The 17614-nt window shown below is 68.4% G+C and carries 16 protein-coding genes; 5 read left to right on the top strand and 11 right to left on the bottom strand.

Annotated elements, in window-relative coordinates:
- Positions 1-4 precede the first annotated feature (4 nt).
- From MU852_RS08935 to MU852_RS08915, 5 genes are all read right to left on the bottom strand, one after another.
- Positions 5-2362, bottom strand: a complete 2358-nt coding sequence (locus MU852_RS08935) for a fimbria/pilus outer membrane usher protein (RefSeq protein ID WP_249749308.1) — start codon at positions 2360-2362, stop codon at positions 5-7.
- A 28-nt stretch (positions 2363-2390) separates the two neighbouring features.
- Positions 2391-2732: a hypothetical protein gene (locus MU852_RS08930; protein WP_249749307.1), complete on the bottom strand. Its 342-nt coding sequence runs from the start codon at positions 2730-2732 to the stop codon at positions 2391-2393.
- On the bottom strand, positions 2729-3577 hold the full coding sequence (locus MU852_RS08925) for a fimbrial biogenesis chaperone (RefSeq protein WP_249749306.1): 849 nt from the start codon (positions 3575-3577) through the stop codon (positions 2729-2731). Before MU852_RS08925 ends, MU852_RS08930 begins: the two co-directional genes overlap by 4 nt.
- A gap of 172 nt (positions 3578-3749) precedes the next feature.
- On the bottom strand, positions 3750-4541 hold the full coding sequence (locus MU852_RS08920) for a hypothetical protein (protein ID WP_249749305.1): 792 nt from the start codon (positions 4539-4541) through the stop codon (positions 3750-3752).
- A gap of 252 nt (positions 4542-4793) precedes the next feature.
- On the bottom strand, positions 4794-5345 hold the full coding sequence (locus MU852_RS08915) for a hypothetical protein (RefSeq protein ID WP_249749304.1): 552 nt from the start codon (positions 5343-5345) through the stop codon (positions 4794-4796).
- Between the two features lie 356 nt (positions 5346-5701).
- Between MU852_RS08915 and MU852_RS08910 the strand changes: the two genes are divergently transcribed.
- From MU852_RS08910 to MU852_RS08900, 3 genes are all read left to right on the top strand, one after another.
- Positions 5702-6088 (top strand): glutathione S-transferase family protein, encoded by a 387-nt coding sequence (locus tag MU852_RS08910; protein ID WP_249749303.1) that lies wholly within the window; start codon positions 5702-5704, stop codon positions 6086-6088.
- Between the two features lie 65 nt (positions 6089-6153).
- Positions 6154-6972 (top strand): alcohol dehydrogenase catalytic domain-containing protein, encoded by an 819-nt coding sequence (locus MU852_RS08905; protein ID WP_249749302.1) that lies wholly within the window; start codon positions 6154-6156, stop codon positions 6970-6972.
- Positions 6969-7316 (top strand): MDR/zinc-dependent alcohol dehydrogenase-like family protein, encoded by a 348-nt coding sequence (locus MU852_RS08900; RefSeq protein WP_249749301.1) that lies wholly within the window; start codon positions 6969-6971, stop codon positions 7314-7316. The genes MU852_RS08905 and MU852_RS08900 overlap by 4 nt, the downstream gene beginning before the upstream one ends.
- A gap of 200 nt (positions 7317-7516) precedes the next feature.
- Here the strand turns inward: MU852_RS08900 and MU852_RS08895 are convergent, their stop codons facing one another.
- The 3 genes from MU852_RS08895 to clpB all read right to left on the bottom strand — a co-directional run bounded on the left by MU852_RS08895 (position 7517) and on the right by clpB (position 11878).
- Positions 7517-7987: a hypothetical protein gene (locus tag MU852_RS08895; RefSeq protein ID WP_249749300.1), complete on the bottom strand. Its 471-nt coding sequence runs from the start codon at positions 7985-7987 to the stop codon at positions 7517-7519.
- Between the two features lie 94 nt (positions 7988-8081).
- Positions 8082-9128, bottom strand: a complete 1047-nt coding sequence (locus tag MU852_RS08890) for a hypothetical protein (protein ID WP_249749299.1) — start codon at positions 9126-9128, stop codon at positions 8082-8084.
- Positions 9129-9289: 161 nt separating this feature from the next.
- Complete coding sequence (gene clpB, locus MU852_RS08885; protein ID WP_249749298.1) at positions 9290-11878, bottom strand: ATP-dependent chaperone ClpB; 2589 nt, start codon at positions 11876-11878, stop codon at positions 9290-9292.
- A 190-nt stretch (positions 11879-12068) separates the two neighbouring features.
- Between clpB and MU852_RS08880 the strand changes: the two genes are divergently transcribed.
- Both MU852_RS08880 and MU852_RS08875 read left to right on the top strand, forming a co-directional pair.
- Positions 12069-13973 (top strand): BCCT family transporter, encoded by a 1905-nt coding sequence (locus MU852_RS08880; protein ID WP_249749297.1) that lies wholly within the window; start codon positions 12069-12071, stop codon positions 13971-13973.
- A gap of 56 nt (positions 13974-14029) precedes the next feature.
- Complete coding sequence (locus MU852_RS08875; RefSeq protein ID WP_249749296.1) at positions 14030-15643, top strand: serine hydrolase; 1614 nt, start codon at positions 14030-14032, stop codon at positions 15641-15643.
- Positions 15644-15688: 45 nt separating this feature from the next.
- On the opposite strand, the gene MU852_RS08870 is transcribed toward MU852_RS08875, so the two are convergent.
- The 3 genes from MU852_RS08870 to MU852_RS08860 all read right to left on the bottom strand — a co-directional run bounded on the left by MU852_RS08870 (position 15689) and on the right by MU852_RS08860 (position 17475).
- Entirely contained in the window at positions 15689-16039 is a 351-nt protein-coding gene (locus MU852_RS08870) for a hypothetical protein (RefSeq protein WP_249749295.1), read from the bottom strand.
- 60 nt (positions 16040-16099) lie between these two features.
- The gene (locus MU852_RS08865; protein WP_249749294.1) at positions 16100-16876 is read right to left on the bottom strand and encodes a DUF4893 domain-containing protein; all 777 of its coding nucleotides are present in this window, start codon (positions 16874-16876) and stop codon (positions 16100-16102) included.
- Between the two features lie 80 nt (positions 16877-16956).
- Entirely contained in the window at positions 16957-17475 is a 519-nt protein-coding gene (locus tag MU852_RS08860) for a DUF4893 domain-containing protein (RefSeq protein WP_249749293.1), read from the bottom strand.
- Between the last annotated feature and the right edge of the window lie 139 nt (positions 17476-17614).

The raw sequence follows: 17614 nt of genomic DNA, 5'->3' as shown, positions 1-17614 counted from the left end.
GGCTTCAGTCTTCGGGTACGTCGAGCGGCACGTTCACGACCTGGAGGTCGAGCAGGCCCTCGTTGTCTTCGGGCACGGTGAATTCGAAACCCCGGACCGGGCTGGAGAACAGCTCGACGCGGTAGCGCTTGCCCGGCTCCAGGTTCTGCACGGCGAAACGGCCCACCGAGTTGGTGAAGAACAGTTCGGGCTCGGCCGTCAGATCGTCGACGGGCCGCACGCGGCCGGACATCAGGGCCACAGGACGGTCGGCGTTGCCGACCAGCCGGCCCAGGGCGCTGACGAACTTGGCGCTGCCGACCTGGATGGCGTAGCCGCTCTTGTAGGCCGGCCGCACCCGGGCGATGCCGTCGCCGATGTTGTAGCCGCGCGGCGGGTCCAGGGCGTCGTAGCGGATCGACTGGTTGACGTAGGAGGTCAGCCGGCCGGCCAGCGCCGGGCCAAGGGCGCCGCTGCGGGCCTGATAGACCCCCTGCAGATTGTCGCCGACGATCACCGGCGAATCTTCCAGGCTCTCGTGCGGATAGACGATGGCGAAGCTGTCGAAGATGTTGCGCCCGATGGCGACCTTGCCGCCGGTGGTGGCGATGGACGAGCCGATCCGAAGGCTGGTGACCTGCTCCTCGGTGATGTCGTCGAAGCTGCGGCCGAAGGCCGTGTGCGACAGGCTGGCGTCGAAGCGGTTGGCGATATAGTCGGCCTGGCCGGACACCGAGCCGGCTCCGTCGTCGTAGGTCGAGGCCAGGGCGTAGCCGAAGGCGCCGACGCGGTTCTCGCTGGCCTGCTGGAACCGGACGCTGCCGGAATCGCGCGCCGAGGCGTAGCGGGCCTCGGCGCGACGGCCGAACGCCCCCTGCCATACCAGCGCGGCGGTGACGCCGAAGCCGTCGCGGTTGGTGAAGCCGTCGGGCGCGCCGTAGCTGATGTATTCGGCGCCGACCTGCAGCGTCCATTCGCGCGTGAACCGGTAGTTCGACGTGGCGGAAATGGCGTAGCTGTCGTCGATGAAGTCGCTGCGGCTCATCCGGTAGGACGTGCTGACGTTGGCGAACCATTCGTTGGTGAACTGGTGCGCGTAGCTGGCGCTCAGCGCCAGGGAGGTGGTGTTGTCGCCGAAGGCGTTGCCCAGGGTGGCGTAGTCTTCCGAGGTGTAGTCGGCCAGCAGCGTGAAGCTGTCGGCCTTGTCGCCGAAGTCGACCAGGAAGTCGTACGACACGGCCGCCGCATAGCCCACGCCGCGATCGGCGTTGCTGACCGAGCCGTCGAACTGCAGGCGCGAGCCGCCGGGCAGGATGAAACGGGTCTGGCCGGTGACGTTCTGAACGTCGGCCGAGGCCTGGAGCCCGACCCCGATCGCCGGCCGGTCGAGGAAGGCCTTGCGATAGAAGCCGGTGAAGGCCAGTTCGCCGTCGCCGTAGTCGGGCGAACCGATGCCCAGCTCGCTGACCACGCCGACGTAGGCGCCATAGTCGTAGTCGCCGGGCTCAAGGTCGATGGTGTCGAGATAGGCGCGGTAGTTGATGTTCCCGATCCGGCCGGAATCGTTCTGGATCTCGAGCTGGAGATCGTTGCTGCCGACGTCGAGCGGCAGGTTGGACACGTCGTACTGGCCCGGATCCAGACGGAATTCGCGCACGAACACGCCGTTGCGGAACACCCTCACCGTCGAGGATTCCTGCAGCACGAACTGGCGGCCGCCCGACAGCACGTTGTTGCGGAACGGTTCGAACCGCTGCTTCTGGCGCAGCACGCCGACGCCGCCCAGTTCGGCGAAGCCCTGACGGCCGCGGATTTCCGGATCGAGGTCGCCCGCGAACCAGCGCCGATAGGCCTCGGGCTGGTCGTACACGAAGCGCGCGTAGCGGCGATCGACCTCGTAGTCGCCGGTGAACAGGTTCTCCTGGCCCTGGACGTCCGTCTCGAACACCACGTTTCCGAAGCGGACGGCGCCGTTCAGATAGACGCTGGGCGTCGTCACGTCCCCGGTGGACTCGCGACGCTGCACGACGATGTTGCTGTTGAGGTAGGCGCTGAAACGCTCCGGCGCCATGCCGGGCTCTTCGGGCCGGCCGCCCTGGAACAGGGATTCCACCGACCGCTTGGCCGGGTCGATCCGCAGGACCAGCACGGCCAGCTGTTCGGGATCGTAGTCCAGGCTGATGCCGGCCGAGTTGATCTCCTCGGAAGCGAAGGATGTCGTTCCCGCCAGCGACGCCGCCAGTTCGGCCTGGGCCTCGGGCGTCAGCAGGGGATTGATCAGCGTGGTGAACCCCTCGGAGTCGACCATGAAGCGGTCGTCGCGGGTCAGCAGGACCGGAAGCTCCCCCAGCACGCGGCTGTTGAAGTTCAGCGGCACCGTCATGGGGATGTCGCGGTCGTAGGGGTTGATGTCACGGCGTTCCCGAGGGGTCGGCGGCGGGGGCGGCCGCCGCGACGACGGGCGCGGGCGCGGGGTCCGGCGCATCCTCCGGCGGCCTGGCGGCGTCGGAAACGGTCTCGGCCGGCGCGGCCGGCGCGGCCGGCTCGGGCCGTGCGGAGAGGGCCGCCATCGCGGCGGCGGCGTCTTCGGCCGCGGCGCGGTTCAGGGCGGCCACGACCTCTTCGGCGGTCTGCGACGCCTCGCCATAGGCCTGGGTCGCGGCGCGCACGGCCGCGAGCGCGGCCTGGTCGGGGATGGACGCCAGCGTCGTCGCCAGCGCCAGTGCGCTAACGGTGCCCCCCAGCCCGTTCATCGCGTGAACCGGACCGAGATGGGCTTGTCGGGATCCAGGGCGACGCCCAGCGGCAGCTTGAAGGTGCGCTTGCCGCCCGCGGGCGCCAGGTAGCCGACGCCGACGGCGGCGCCCACGTCCTGGCCGGTCATTTCCTTGCGGAACGGCTGGCCGTCGGTCTGAGTGCCCTCGATGACCCAGGTCGCGCCGCTCATCAGGGCGTAGCGCTTGCCGCTGTTGGTGACGGTGACCTCGACGCCCGGCGTCGCGGGCGGGGTCGGCGGCGGGCCTTCGCCAGCCAGGGACGGATCGATCTGCGGCGCGGGCGCCTCGACCATGATGGGCGTGACCGACTCGACCTTGACGTCGGCCTTGGCCCCCGGCGGCGCCACCACGATCAGCGCCTTCATGGTGTAGAGCACCGAGACGGAGATGGCCCCGCCGCTTTCGGGCTGGGCGTTGACATCGGTCTGGACCGGGAGCTGTCGAACCGCGAGGTAGTAGGCGCGCGAGGTGTCCAGTTCGCCCTCGCCGACCCACTGGACCCGCACGACCTGGCGGCCGTTGACGGGCACCAGGCCCTGCGGCGGGAAGACCAGGAAATCCTCGTCCTGGTCGGTCTCGACCAGGTTGCCGTCCGCGTCATAGTCGATGCGGGTGATGCGGGTCTCGAACGGCATGGCGGCCGCGCCGATGTTGCCGACCTCGATGCGGGCGGCCGATCCGGCGCCGCTGGTCGTCAGCTCCGCCACCATGGGCGAGACGCGCATGGCCCAGGCGGCCGAGACGGCGGCCAGGCCCGCGACCAGGCCGGCGGCCACGACGGCCGTTCGGCGCAATTCCGGCGTCAGGAGTTCCCGAAGCATTCTACATCCCCCACGCGTGCTGCTCGAGCGACGCTGAAATCTTATGGGACGACCGCCGCGTTCCCCCGCGTCGCCGTCCAACGTTATCTTGCACGTGAAGTGGTCACCGAAACGTAACGGGGGGACGCAAAGGTTTGCGCCCCCGCCGTGAAGCGTCTCTGAAGCGCGAGGCTTAGATGGCCTTGATTTCCAGAGTGAACTGGCCGGTGTATTCGCCAGCCAGCAGGGCCTTGGCGGTGACCGGGATCAGGACGTCCAAGCTCATCGGCGACTTCCAGGCACCGTTGTTCTCGGTCGCCGGGTTCACGGCGCCGGCTGCCAGAACCAGTTGACGGGGAATGCCGGCGCCGCCGTTGCCGGTGTTGTACGCCGAACCGGTGTAGCGAGCGGTCACGCTGTAGGGCAGGGTGTCTTGGAACACATCCTGGTTGAATCCCGACGAGTTGCCGTTCTGCAGGTCCACCGAGGTGCGCGACAGGGTCACGCTGTTGTTGGTGTTGCAGCCGGCCAGGTTGGTCTGGATCGACAGGACCGCCGGGGCGACCATGGTGAAGGCCGCGGCCGGGCCGGTTTCGTCGCCGGCGTAGATGCCGAGCTGACCGAAGTCGAAGGTCTCGGTGTTGTTGTTGCCCGAGTAGTAGGCGCAGTCCGTGGACACGGTGCCTTCCAGGGTGAAGGTCGCACCGTCCGAACCTTTGGCGTCGCCGATGTCGTTAACCGAGGCGCCGACAGCGTGCCAAGCCGATTCGCTCGCGCTTCCGTCGGTTGCGCGGTTCCAGTTTGCGCTCGAGCTGCCGCCGAGAAGGCTCGGCGCGTCACGATGCAGAAGGCCCGGAACGACGACGCCGCCAACAGTGTAATTGTTGATCCATTGGCCGCGGTTGATGACTTCGGCCGAAGCGGAGCCGGCCGTGGTGATCATGGCGACGGCGGCGACGCCGGCCAGCAGGTTGATGGTCTTCATGTGGGTCTCTCCAAGCGAGGGTTTCGCAAAGTCGTCGACCGAGGTGGAAGCCCTCCCCGCTCGATCGAGGCGGACTTAACGCCGTGTTAACAAGATGGTCAAGAATAAAAAACGCCGTTAGCTACGATTCTGGAGACATTCTCCAAGTAGGCGAATTTCATGCTTCTACTCAGAAATGATAAAAGGGCCCCGCCGTGCAAACGACGAGGCCGCGATTCTTCAGAACGAGGAGGACTTTTACCTTGCGTGTATTCAAACGCGCGGCGATACGGTCACCGTAAGTGTTTCGGTATACTCGCCCGCCAGCAGGCCGGCGCCCGAAGGGCGATGGGTGCGGAACTCGATCTTGCCGCCGCCCACGGCGATGCCGTCGCCGCTGCTGGCGCGCCCGCCGCCCTGGCTGGTGAAGGCGGCGCGCAGGATCGACGGCTGGGGCGCGCGCGTCGGAACCGTCAGCAGCACGTCATAGGGCAGCACGCCCGCGTAGGGCCCCTCGCCCTGCGGCTTGGTCACATGGGCCAGGCCGCCGCGCGTCGAGACGACGCCGATGTCGAACGGGACGTTGCAGTCGAGATCGAACAGGGCCACGGCCCGCTCGCCGCCGTTCAGTTCGCCGAAGTCGATGTCGGCCCCGCCCTCGATCTGACAGCGCGCGGTCAGGTGACCGGTGACGGCGACGTCCAGGGTCCGGCCGACTTCGATGGAGTCCGCGGAAGAATTGGCCGCGGCCGGCGCCGCCGTCATCGCGATCATGGACGCCGCGCCCAGACCCGCCCCCAGGGCGGTCTTCAGGCGCCAAGACATCCGGCCCCAGGCCCCAGACGTCGTCTGCATTGTCCCACCCCGTTCCGTCCCTAGACGTTCCGCCGAACCGACGGATCGCCCCCTCTCTCCAAGAGCCGTGCCATCCCGAATCGATACGCTCGGGCGCCCAGGCAGGCTCTGGTTAACAAGAGGTTAACGACAGGCGCTCTACGCCCGAAACAGCGCTCGCGCAACGGGAATCGTTCAAATGCCGCGCGCCGAGGTCGCGTCCCGGCTGACGCCAGGTCAGGCGCCGGGCGGGGTTTTCGCGCGTTGCGAGCGGTCGCGGGTCCGTGCCGAAACGGGACATCCGGCGGGACGGGGACACGCCGCCGCATTCGCGATAGACTGGGGTCATGCGCGCCCAGCCCCGATTTCTGGCGATCTTCACCATGGACAAGGCCGGGCCGAAGTTCCGGGCCTGGAAGGCCATGACGCCGGCCGAGCAGGCCGCGCGCGCCGAAGAAGGCGTGGCGGCGGTCAAGGCCTGGGAGGCGGCGCACCGCGACAGCATCGCCTATGTCGGCGGGCCGCTGGGGCCGACCCTGCGGCTCGATGACGCGGGCGCGGTCGCCGAGACGGTGAACCGACTGACCGTCTTCGTCGTGGTCCGCGCCGACAGCCACCAGGCGGCGGTCCGCCTGTTCGACGGCCACCCGCACATGACGATCTTCCCCTGCGACGGGGTGGAGGTCATGCCGGTGCTGGGGATTAGCGCGCCGCCGGCGGACCGCCGGGTCTGATAGCGCACACAGGAACGGTTCCGACCCCTGCGCCTTCCCCTTGCTCATCTGGAGAGGAGAGCGACATGAAGGCGTTGTGCTGGCACGGCAAGGGCGACATCCGCTGCGAGACGGTGGACGACCCCGAGATTCAGGACGGGCGCGACGCCATCATCCGCGTCACCTCCTGCGCCATCTGCGGTTCCGACCTGCATCTGTACGGCGGTTTCGTGCCGGGCATGAAGTCCGGCGACGTCATGGGCCACGAGACGATGGGCGAGGTGGTCGCCGTCGGCAAGGACAACACGAAACTGAAGGTCGGCGACCGCGTCGTCGTGCCCTTCACCATCAGCTGCGGCGAATGCGACTATTGCCGCCGGGGCCTGTATTCCGTGTGCGAACGGTCCAATCCGAACGGGGCGGAACAGGCCAAGATGCTGGGTTACCCGACCGCGGGCCTGTTCGGCTACACCCACATGTACGGCGGTTTTCCCGGCGGGCAGGCGGAATATCTGCGCGTCCCCTATGCCGATGTCGGGCCGATCAAGGTGCCGAACGGCCTGAGCGACGACCAGGTCCTGTTCCTGTCTGACATCTTCCCCACCGGCTGGATGGCGGCCGAGAACGCGGACATCCAGCCCGGCCATACGGTGCTGGTGTTCGGCTGCGGCCCCGTGGGCCAGTTCGCCATCCGCAGCGCCTTCATGATGGGCGCCGAACGCGTCATCGCCATCGACGAGGTCCCCGAGCGGCTGCGCCTGGCCGAGGCCGCCGGCGCCGAGACCATCGACTTCTCCGCCGTGAAGGGCGAGCTGCAGGACGAGATCCTGGCGATGACCAGGGACGCGGCCCGGACTCGGTCATCGAGGCCGTCGGCCTGGAAAGCCACGGCGCGGGCTCCATGATCGAGAAGGTGCAGGAGACGGTCGCGGGCAGGATGGAGCGCCCCTACGCCCTGAACCAGGCCATCGTCGCCTGCCGCCCCGGCGGCACCATCAGTTTGCCCGGCGTCTTCGTCGGCGGCGTGCCGACCATGATGGGCGCCTTCGTCGGCAAGGGCCTGACCCTCAGGACCGGCCAGACCCATGTCCAGCGCTACCTCGAACCCCTGATGCGCAGGATCGAGGACGGCCAGATCGACCCCAGCTTCCTGATCACCCACAAGATCAAGCTGGAAGACGGCCCTGACGCCTACAAGATGTTCCAGGAAAAGAACGACGGCTGCATCAAGGTGGTCATCAACCCCTAGTCGCGGGCGCGCGACGGCGAGGAGACCGGAGGCCCCCGTGGAGATGCGGGGGCCTTTTAGCCGTTTTGGGGGATGTGATGACGGAAGCGGCCTTGGACGCGGAAGCAGAGGGGCTGTTCGACTGACATCATGTCGATCTTCGTGTGCGACGAGATGCAGGGACGCCGCGTGTCGGGACTTGAGATGCTAGCCGCCCCCGACTAGTCTTCCCACTCCCTCGCTTTGACCGGCGGCTGCTTACGCAATCCAGCGGCGGCCATGTCAGCAATCTTGGAGGCGGCGACCTTTCGCTCTGCCTCTACGGCTTCTCGCTCCCCGCTCTCATCAACCAGTTTTCGTTGAAGACGAACGATATCGAAGTCGCGCCAGACGACATAGGCCATCCTGGCTATACAGAGGCCGGAGAGAAAGCCAACAACCGCAGAGAACGCGATTTGGACTGCCGGTGCCAAATGCGAGACGGCTTGTATCCCAGCGGTGATGAGGCCCACCGCGACCAAGAGCAGCAGGCCGTTGATTGCGACAATGACTGCGTACTCCTTGGTTAGCTCCACAATGGCCCGAGTGAGGCGTTTGCGTTCATCGATCGTGAGGCTTTTCCAATCGAGGGTCGGCATACCCCTATTGAGGCGCACAAAAACCGCTGCCGTGACGATCGAAAGAGCAGTCACGACGGATTGTAGCCCCCGAGCATCTGCTCGAGCGGCACGAAAATACCGAAGAGCAAAGCCGACAGGCACGCGCCAATGATGGTGACCAGAAGGATCAAGCTGCAGGTATCTTTCCGTCGTCGACGAACCGTTGATACGTCACCTGAAGCTGGTCGGCGACGTTGTCGAAGTTAAGGAGATTGCTGGTGTCGGCCTCGATATCAAACGGCATTCGAGTTCTCAAAATCGCATCGTCGTCCGAGACGCGCCCGAATTTGCCCTCCACTTGAACCATAGCGTCCGTCGTATCGGCTAGCTCGTTTGCCAGCTCTTTCATAACCTCGCGAGATCGTTCCGTCCTTCGCCCTTGCACTTTGAAGGTGGTTTCGGCGGACAAGAATTCTTCGGGCCCCATGCTCTCCACGAGCGACTCTGTCTTGGCTTTGCCGAAGACGACCTCGGCCAACGTTTTGGCTTGCTCAAACACCGCGTACTTCTCGGCGACCTTTCGCGACGTAGCGACAGTTCGGTCCCGCTCAGGAGTGTCGCTTGGCACGACAGTGAGCTGCGGAACAGACTTCCCACTAATACGGAGGCTTCGGACGTCGCCGATGTCCCCCGCGACTTGCGCCTTGTCGAACTCCGCCTGGAAGTTCAGCGGAACATTCTGGCCTAGCGTGCCGGTCTGCTGCTTCAGAAGCCAGTCCATATACTGTCTGAACAGGTCAGAGGTCATAGACTGCGTTTTGACGAATAGCACGTGGTCTCCGATAGCCAGCCAATAGGCCATGCCTCGCACGAACTGAGAACCCGCCGGAGCCGCGCGCTCGTCGAGTCCAAAAATCTCGGCCGTCGTGATATTGGAGAGCTGTACGGTCTGCGCTCTCAGTTGCAGAAGAGCTTGGAGCCCGTGGTTCTGAACCAAGCACATCTCGCCGAACACAGCGCTTTCCAAGTCTGCAACCCGGTTCAACACGAGCTGACCGCCGTCGCTGCCGCCCAAATCAAGCAGCCGGTCTTGTGCGCGCTCCCATAGCGCCTGTCCTCCAGCATTGGCCTGCCCGAGGGCTGTTCGGCACGCGGACTCAAAGGTTTCTGACCCGATATTGACGCCACCAGTGTTGAAGCGGCGGTAGTGAACCATGTGGTAGGCAGTCGGCATTCCATTCCCCTGTCCTCAGCGAGAGCTGAGTCTCTAAGATGTACAGGGAGCATGTCGCCTACCGCAGGTTTCGCCAAGATCAATGTTTTACCAAGAACAAAGATAGAACATTGATGCGTCAATCACGGTCATAGAGTGCGGCGGGTGAGTTAAAATGCCACTTAATGCACCCGCGCCTTCCCGATCTCCAGCCCGTCCGCGCCTGCTGACACGGCGATCACGCTTCCGTCCTCGATCTCGCCCGCCAGCAACTTGCGCGCGATGGGGTCGACGAGGTCCTTCTGGATGACGCGCTTCAGGGGGCGGGCGCCGTACACCGGGTCGTAGCCCTTGTCGGCCAGCCAGGCGGCGGCGCTGTCGTCCAGGGCCAGGGTCAGGCGGCGGTCGGCCATCAGCTTTTCCAGGCGCGACAGCTGGATGCGGACGATGCCGCCCATCTGTTCGCGGCCCAGGCGGCGGAACAGGATGATCTCGTCGATGCGGTTCAGGAACTCGGGCCGGAAGTGGGCGCGCACGGCGTCCATGACGAAGGGGCGCACGGCCTCCACGTCGTCGCCCTCGCCCTGCTCGGCCAGGAACTGGCTGCCCAGGTTCGAGGTCATGATGATCAGGGTGTTGCGGAAGTCGATGGCTCTTCCTTGCCCGTCTGTCAGGCGGCCGTCGTCGAGCACTTGAAGAAGGACGTTGAAGACGTCGGGGTGGGCCTTTTCGACCTCGTCGAACAGCACGACCTGATAGGGGCGCCGACGGACGGCCTCGGTCAGGGCGCCGCCCTCGTCATAGCCGACATAGCCGGGAGGCGCGCCGATCAGGCGGCTGACGCTGTGCTTTTCCATGTATTCCGACATGTCCAGGCGGGTGATGGCCGCCTCGTCGTCGAACAGGAACTCGGCCAGGGCCTTGGTCAGCTCGGTCTTGCCCACGCCCGTCGGGCCCAGGAACAGGAAGCTGCCCAGCGGGCGGTTGGGGTCGTTCAGGCCGGCGCGGGCGCGGCGCACCGCGTCGGAGACGGCGATCAGGGCCTCGTCCTGGCCGACCACGCGGCCGCGAAGCGCGTCCTCCATCTTGAGCAGCTTCTCGCGCTCGCCCTCCAGCATCTTATCGACGGGCACGCCGGTCCAGCGGCTGACGACGGCGGCGATCTGCTCGGCGTCGACGACCTCGGGCGTCAGCGGGCCCTTGTTGTCGGTTTCCCTGGCCTCGGCCTCGGCCAGCTGCTTCTCGATTTGGGGGATCTGGCCGTAGGCGATCTCGGACGCGCGGGCCAGGTCGCCGGCGCGCTGGGCGTTGGTCAGCTCCAGCCGCAGGCGGTCCAGGGTCTCGCGCAACTGGGCGCCCTGGCCGACCTTGTCCTTTTCGGCCTTCCACTGGGCGGTCAGGTCGTCGGACTGACCCTCCAGGTCGGCGATCTCGTCCTCCAGCTTCTCCAGCCGGTGTTGGGAGGCCTGGTCGGTTTCCTTCTTCAGGGCCTCGCGCTCGATCTTCAGCTGGACCAGGCGGCGGTCGATCTCGTCCAGGGCCTCGGGCTTGGAATCCACGGCCATGCGCACGCGCGACGCCGCCTCGTCGACCAGGTCGATGGCCTTGTCGGGCAGGAAGCGGTCGGTGATGTAGCGGTTCGACAGGGTGGCGGCGGCGACGATGGCGCTGTCGGAGATGCGGACCCCGTGGTGGACCTCGTACTTCTCCTTCAGGCCGCGCAGGATGGAGACGGTGTCCTCCACCGTCGGTTCGGAGACGAAGACGGGCTGGAAACGACGGGCCAGGGCCGCGTCCTTCTCGATGTACTTGCGGTATTCGTCCAGGGTGGTGGCGCCGACGCAGTGCAGTTCGCCGCGCGCAAGCGCCGGCTTGAGCAGGTTGGAGGCGTCCATGGCGCCGTCGCTCTTTCCGGCGCCGACCAGGGTGTGCATCTCGTCGATGAACAGGACGATCTGGCCCTCGGCGGCCGAGACCTCGGACAGGACGGCCTTCAGCCGTTCCTCGAACTCGCCGCGGTATTTCGCGCCGGCGATCAGGCTGCCCATGTCCAGGGCCATCACGGTCTTGTCGCGCAAGCTCTCGGGCACGTCGCCGTTGACGATGCGCAGCGCCAGGCCCTCGACGATGGCGGTCTTGCCGACGCCGGGTTCGCCGATCAGGACGGGGTTGTTCTTGGTGCGGCGGGCCAGGACCTGGATGGTGCGGCGGATCTCCTCGTCGCGGCCGATGACCGGATCGATCTTGCCGTCGGCGGCGGCCTGGGTCAGGTCGCGGGCGTAGCGTTTCAGGGCGTCGTAGCCGTCCTCGGCGCCGGCGCTGTCTGCGGTCTTGCCCTTCCTCAGGTCCACGATGGCGGCGTCCAGCTTGTCGGCCGTGACGCCCGAGGCCTTGAGCACCTCGGCGGCGACGGCGCCCTCGCGCGCCAGGGCGGCCAGCAGGCGTTCGGTGGTGACGAAGGCGTCACCGGCCTTCTTGGAGGCCTCCTCGGCGGCGGCGAAGACGCGGGCGGTGGCGCCGTCCAGATACAGCTGGCCCGAGCCGCCCTCGACCTGGGCGCGCTTCTTCAGGGCGGTCTCGACGTCGGCCTCGGCGCGGCGGGCGTCGCCGCCGGCCGCGGTGATCAGGTTGGGGGCCAGGCCGTCGCGTTCCTCCAGCAGCACCTTGAGCAGGTGTTCGGGCGCGAACTGCTGATGACGGCGAGCCAGGGCCAGCGACTGGGCCGACTGGACGGCCTGTTTGGCGCGGTCGGAATAGAGATCGAGATTCATGGTTCAGTCCCCTCGGGAGGCGGATTTCATCCCAATGCGCCCTTACCGAAAGCGACGCCTTGAGCTGTCGCAAACGAGATGGTGTGACATATGGGCCACGCAAGGGCGCGGGAGCGAAATTCGGCGCGGCGGCGGCGTCGGGTCGGAGGCCGGTCGGGGAACCGTAAGCGTCGCCATACGCTTTTCGCCGATGCTGACCACCAAGATGAACCCGCGCGTCTTCTGGGGCGCAAGCCTGATCATCGGCCTGCTGCTCGTCGTCGCGATCGCCGCGCCCGGACAGTCCGACCGGGTGTTCCAGACCGTCCAGGCCTGGGTGATCGACACCTTCGGCTGGTTCTACGTCGCCGCCGTGGCGGGCTTTCTGGGGCTGGCGCTGGTGCTGGCCGTGGGGCCGACGGGCGCGCTGAAGCTGGGGCCGGACGACGCCGAGCCCGACTTTCCCTATCTGTCGTGGCTGGCCATGCTGTTCGCCGCGGGCATGGGCATCGGCCTGATGTATTTCGGCGTGGCCGAGCCGATCCAGCATTTCGTCAGCCCGCCGGAAGGCGAGCCGCGCACCTTCGCCGCCGCGCGCGAGGCGATGGGGATCACCTTCTTCCACTATGGCGTCCACGCCTGGGCCATCTATGCGCTGGTGGGGCTGAGCCTGGCCTTCTTCGCCTATCGCAAGGGCCTGCCGCTGACGCTGCGGTCGGGGCTGTCGCCGCTGCTGGGGCGGCGCATCAACGGGCCGATCGGCGACGCGGTGGACATCTTCGCCATCTGGGGCACGGCCTTCGGCATCGCCACCTCGCTGGGCTTCGGCGTGTCGCAGATGAACAGCGGCCTGACCTATCTGCTGGGCGTACCGAACAACGCCTGGGTCCAGATCGGGCTGATCGCGGCGGTGATGGCGGCGGCGACCGCCTCGGTCATGACCGGGGTGGGCAAGGGGGTGCGCCGGCTGTCGGAGCTGAACCTGACCCTGGCCGTGCTGCTGATGCTGTTCGTGCTGGCCGTCGGGCCGACAGGCTTCCTGTTCAAGGCGCTGGTGCAGAATTTCGGCTTCTATCTGAGCCATCTGGTCGAGCGCACCTTCACCCTGTACGCCTATGAACCGCGGGCCTGGATGGCGGACTGGACGCTGTTCTACTGGGCCTGGTGGATCGCATGGTCGCCGTTCGTGGGCATGTTCATCGCCCGCATCTCGCGCGGGCGGACGGTGCGCGAGTTCATCCTGAACGTGCTGCTGGTCCCGGCCGGCTTCACCTTCCTGTGGATGACGGTGTTCGGCAACACGGCCATCAGCCTGGACATGGGCCAGGCGCAGGGGGCCATCTCGGCCGCGGTGTCGGCGGACCTGTCGACCGCCCTGTTCCACTTCCTGGAGCAGCTGCCCGGCGCGGCGATCACCTCGACCCTGGCGATCCTGCTGGTGGCGGTCTTCTTCATCACCTCGGCCGATTCCGGCGCCCTGGTGATCGACACCATCGCCTCCGGCGGGGCCGACGACACGCCGCGCTGGCAGCGGGTCTATTGGTGCCTGCTGCTGGGCCTGATCGCCGCCCTGCTGCTGCTGGCCGGCGGGCTGGGCGCGCTGCAGGCCGCCACTCTGGGCGCGGCCCTGCCGTTCGTGGTCATCATGGTGCTGCTGTGCGTCGGCCTGGTCCGGCAGATGAACGCCGACGTGGCCGGCCGGGTCATCGAGACCGAAGGGCCGCCGCTGGCCGAACAGCTGAAGCGCATCCTGGCGCCGGCCAGCCGCCGCGACATCGACCGACAGATCGAGCGCAACGGCGCGCCCGCGCTGGAGACCGTCCGCGAGGGCCTGGCGGCCGAGGGGCTGGGCGCCGAGGTGGAACGCGACGCGGACGGCGTCTCGCTGACGGCGCCGGTGGTCGGGGGGCGCGACTTCCACTACCGCCTGACCGCGCGCGAGCGGCCCCGGCCGGCCCTGACCGCGCTGGACGCGCCGGAGCGCAAGCGGGCGATGGAATGGCGGCTGTCGGCGCGGTCGGACGACGGACCCCGGCCGCGCGACATCACCGGCTTCACCCGCGAGCAGATCGTCGCCGACGTGCTGGAACACCTGCACCGCTGGCGCACGGGCTGAGGCTGGCGAAGCGCGCCCGAACCTCTAAGGTGGGCCTTCGTCATTCCGAGGTCGCCATGTCCGTTCGTCTGTCCCGCCGTTCCGCCCTGTTCGTTTCAGGAGGCGTCGCGGCGCTGGCGGCGCGCCCCTCCTGGGGGCAGGCGGCGAACGACGACGTCTCGCTGGCCGAGGCGGTCGACGCCTATGTGGCGAAATGCCGGGCGGCCTGGCCGGACCAGCCGGCGCTGGGCGTGGCGGTGGTGCGCGAGGGCCAGACGGTCTTGGCGCGCGGCTATGGCGTCAAGGCGCAGGACCGGCCGGGGGCCGCGGACGAACACACCTTGTTCGCCATCGCGTCGAACACCAAGAACGTCACCGCCGCCGCCCTGGCCATCCTGGTCGACGAGGGCAAGGTGAAGTGGGACGCGCCGGTGAAGACCTATCTGCCGGACTTCCGCCTGTCGGCCCCCTATATCGGCGAGCACGTCACGGTGCGCGACGCGATCAGCCACCGGGCGGGCTTCGGCCTGGGCGCCGGCGACCTGCTGTTCTGGCCCAACAGCGACCGGACCCGCGCCGAGGTGGTGGCCCAGGCCGCCTTCGTGCCGATCGAGGACGGCTTCCGCGCCCGCTATCACTATTGCAACCTGATGTTCGTGGTCGCCGGCGCGGTGATCGAGGCGGTGTCCGGGCGGTCGTGGGAAGACTTCATCCAGACCCGCATCCTGGACCGCGTGGGCATGAGCGAGACGGTTCCGCTGGCGCGTCTGGCCGATCCGGCGAAATCGGCCCTGCCGCACGGGCGGGTGGGCCCGCCGCTGCGCTATCAGGGGGACATGACGCGCATCGCCCAATCGATCGTCGAGGTGTGGAACTGGGATTCGGCGGCGGCGGCGGGCGGGATCTGCACCACCCCGACCGACTGGGCCAAATGGATGGCGGTGCGGCTGAACGAAGGGGTGCTGCCCGACGGGTCGCGCCTGTTCTCGGAAGACGCGGCGCGGGAGATGTGGAAGCCCAACATCATCGTCGGCTCGTCGGCCGGGCCGACGGCGGAACTGCCCAACCGGTCCATCGCCTCGACCTATGCGATGGGGTTCCAGGTCCAGGACTATCGCGGCGAGCGGCTGATCAGCCACGGCGGCGGTTCGCCCGGCGGCATTTCGGCGACGGTGCTGATCCCTGGGCGCAAGACCGGCTTCTGCATCTTCTCCAATGCGGAGGAAAGCTTCCTGCTGCGCGCGCTGCGCTCGGGGATCGCCGACATCGTCATGGGCAAGGTCGACGTCGACTGGATCGCCGATTCCAAGCGGCTGGAGGCCGAGGGGACCGAGAAGTCTCTGGCCGCCGCCGCCGAGATCGACGCCAAGCAGCGGGCGGGCGCGGCGCCGTCCATGCCGCTGGACGCCTATGTCGGGACCTGGCGCGACCCGTGGTACGGCGACATCGTCATCTCCCGGCGGGGCGAGGGGCTGTGGCTGGACTTCACCCACACGCCCGCGCTGAAGGGGCCGCTGGAGCCCTATGACGGCGAGACCTTCCGCACGCGCTTTCCCGACAGGCGCGAGGAGGACGCCTTCGTCACCTTCGCCATCCAGACGGCCAAGCCGGCCACGGCGACGCTGAAGGGCGTCAGCCCCGACATCGACTTCAGCTACGACTATCAGGACCTGCGGCTGACGCGGGTGTGATCACGATGCGGCGGCCGGGCGCGGGGTCGGCCACGCCGCGTGGCGTCAGGCGCGAGAAGGGCGCCCCGCCGATGTAGGACAGGGCCTCGGCCGCGCCCTTGGCCAGGGCGTCGGCCTGGATGGGGTCAGGGCGCGGCCCGTGACGACGACGGGCGGACCGTCGCCGGTCCCGATCAGCTCGGCCGCGCGGCGCAGCATGGGTTCGGCCTGGGGCGACAGTTCGGTCGATCCCGGCAGGAACAGGCGGTCGCCGTCGATCAGGACCCGGTCGCCCTGGGCCACGACGCCCTCGACCGGGCCGGACGGCGCCGGCGACAGGGCCGCGGGCGGCGGCGCGCCCGTCTGGTGAACCTGGGGCGCGGCGTCCTCGCCCGGCGAACAGGCGGCCAGGAGCACGACCGACGCCAGGATGACCGACCCCAACGACCAACGACAAGGGGCGCGACGGGACGCGCGTCACCGCACGACTTCCAGCAGCTCCAGCTTGGACTCCTGCTTGGGCCAGGGCAGGACCAGGCGCCAGCGCTGGTCGCCGATCCGCTCGAACACCCCGACCTGGTCGCGCTCGCGCGTCTGGCCGTAGCGGGGGAAGTGCGCCTCGTCGCCCCAGGCCTGGGCGCCGACATAGACCAGGCGGCGGTCGGTGTCGGGATAGAGCAGCCCCTGGGTGCGCTGCGAGCCGGTCGCCTTGGTCAGGAACAGGTCGCCGCCGGGCGTCAGCTCCACCGTGCAGCGGAAATAGGGATAGGCGACATAGGCCAGCCCCTGGCCCTCGGTCCGGCGGCCCAGCTTGATCGTGCGGCAGCGATAGGTTCCGGGCGCGGGCTGCAGCCGCCCGGCCAGGCCCGCATTGGGATCGACCAGGGCGCCCAGCCTTTCCACCTCGTCGGCGAAGCCGGCGTCCTCGGCCTCGGCCCGCGCCATCCGCCACGCCTGGTCGAGCCGCCCCAGCAGGCTGGCGTCGGCGGCGGAGGCGACCTGACGCCAGTCGTCGGTCCCGCCCTGGGCGCCCGCGGGTGCCGTCGTCGCATCGGCGGCGGGCGCGGCGGCCTGTTCGGGCGTGGCGGCGGCCTGGGGCGCGGCCTGGCCCGGCACGCCCGCGGCCGGGGCGCTGACGGCCGGCGACGTCTCCGCCGGGGTCGAGGGGCTGTTCTCGCCGCAGGCGGCCAGGGCGACGCCCAGCCCCGCAGTCAGGGCCAGGACGGAGATCAGGGCGGTCGGGCTGCGGCGCATCACGCGTCTCCTCAACGGACTGTCAGGCAAACGGCCCAGCCTCGCTCGGGTTCACCGCGCGGCGGGCGGACCCCGTCAGCTCAGGTCGCCGGGCGCAGTTCGATCAGGTCCAGGTTGGACTCGTTGCGCGGCCAGGGCAGCACCAGGCGCCAGCGCGCCTCGCCGATCCGTTCCAGCACGGCCACGAGGTCGCGCTCGGGGTTGCGGCCGTAGGCGTTGGCGGCCGGCTCCTGCGCCAGGGCCATCGAGCCCAGCATCACCATCTCGCGGTCGTTTTCGGGAAACAGCAGGCCCGAGGGGCGCTGCGACCCGGTCAGCTTGACGAACTTCAGGCCCTGGGCGGACGTCTCGATGCGGCAGGCGAACCAGCCATAGACGACATATCCCAGCCCGTCCTCGCCGCCCTGGGACCCCAGCTTGACGGTGCGGCAGCGATAGTCGCCGGGGGGCGGCAGGACGCCCGGACGCGCGGCGTCCGGATCGATCAGCTCGCCCAGGGCGTCCAGGTCGCCCGAGCCGGGCTGGCGGCGCGCCTGTTCCAGCGCCAGGCGCCAGGCGGCGTCGCGGCGCTGATAGCGGTCGCGGTCCGCCGTGGTCACGACGCCGCGCCAGTCCCGGAGGACCGCGCCGGACGATCCGCCCGCGCCCGCGCTGGCGGGCGGCGGCGGCGGCGGCGGAGGCGGCGGGGTGGCGCAGGCGGCGACCAGCGCCAGCAGGGGGCCGCCACCAGGGCGGGCG

Source organism: Brevundimonas albigilva (assembly GCF_023503965.1).
In the GTDB taxonomy this organism is placed as follows: Bacteria; Pseudomonadota; Alphaproteobacteria; order Caulobacterales; family Caulobacteraceae; genus Brevundimonas; species Brevundimonas albigilva.
This window is presented reverse-complemented; position numbering and strand designations above follow the sequence as displayed.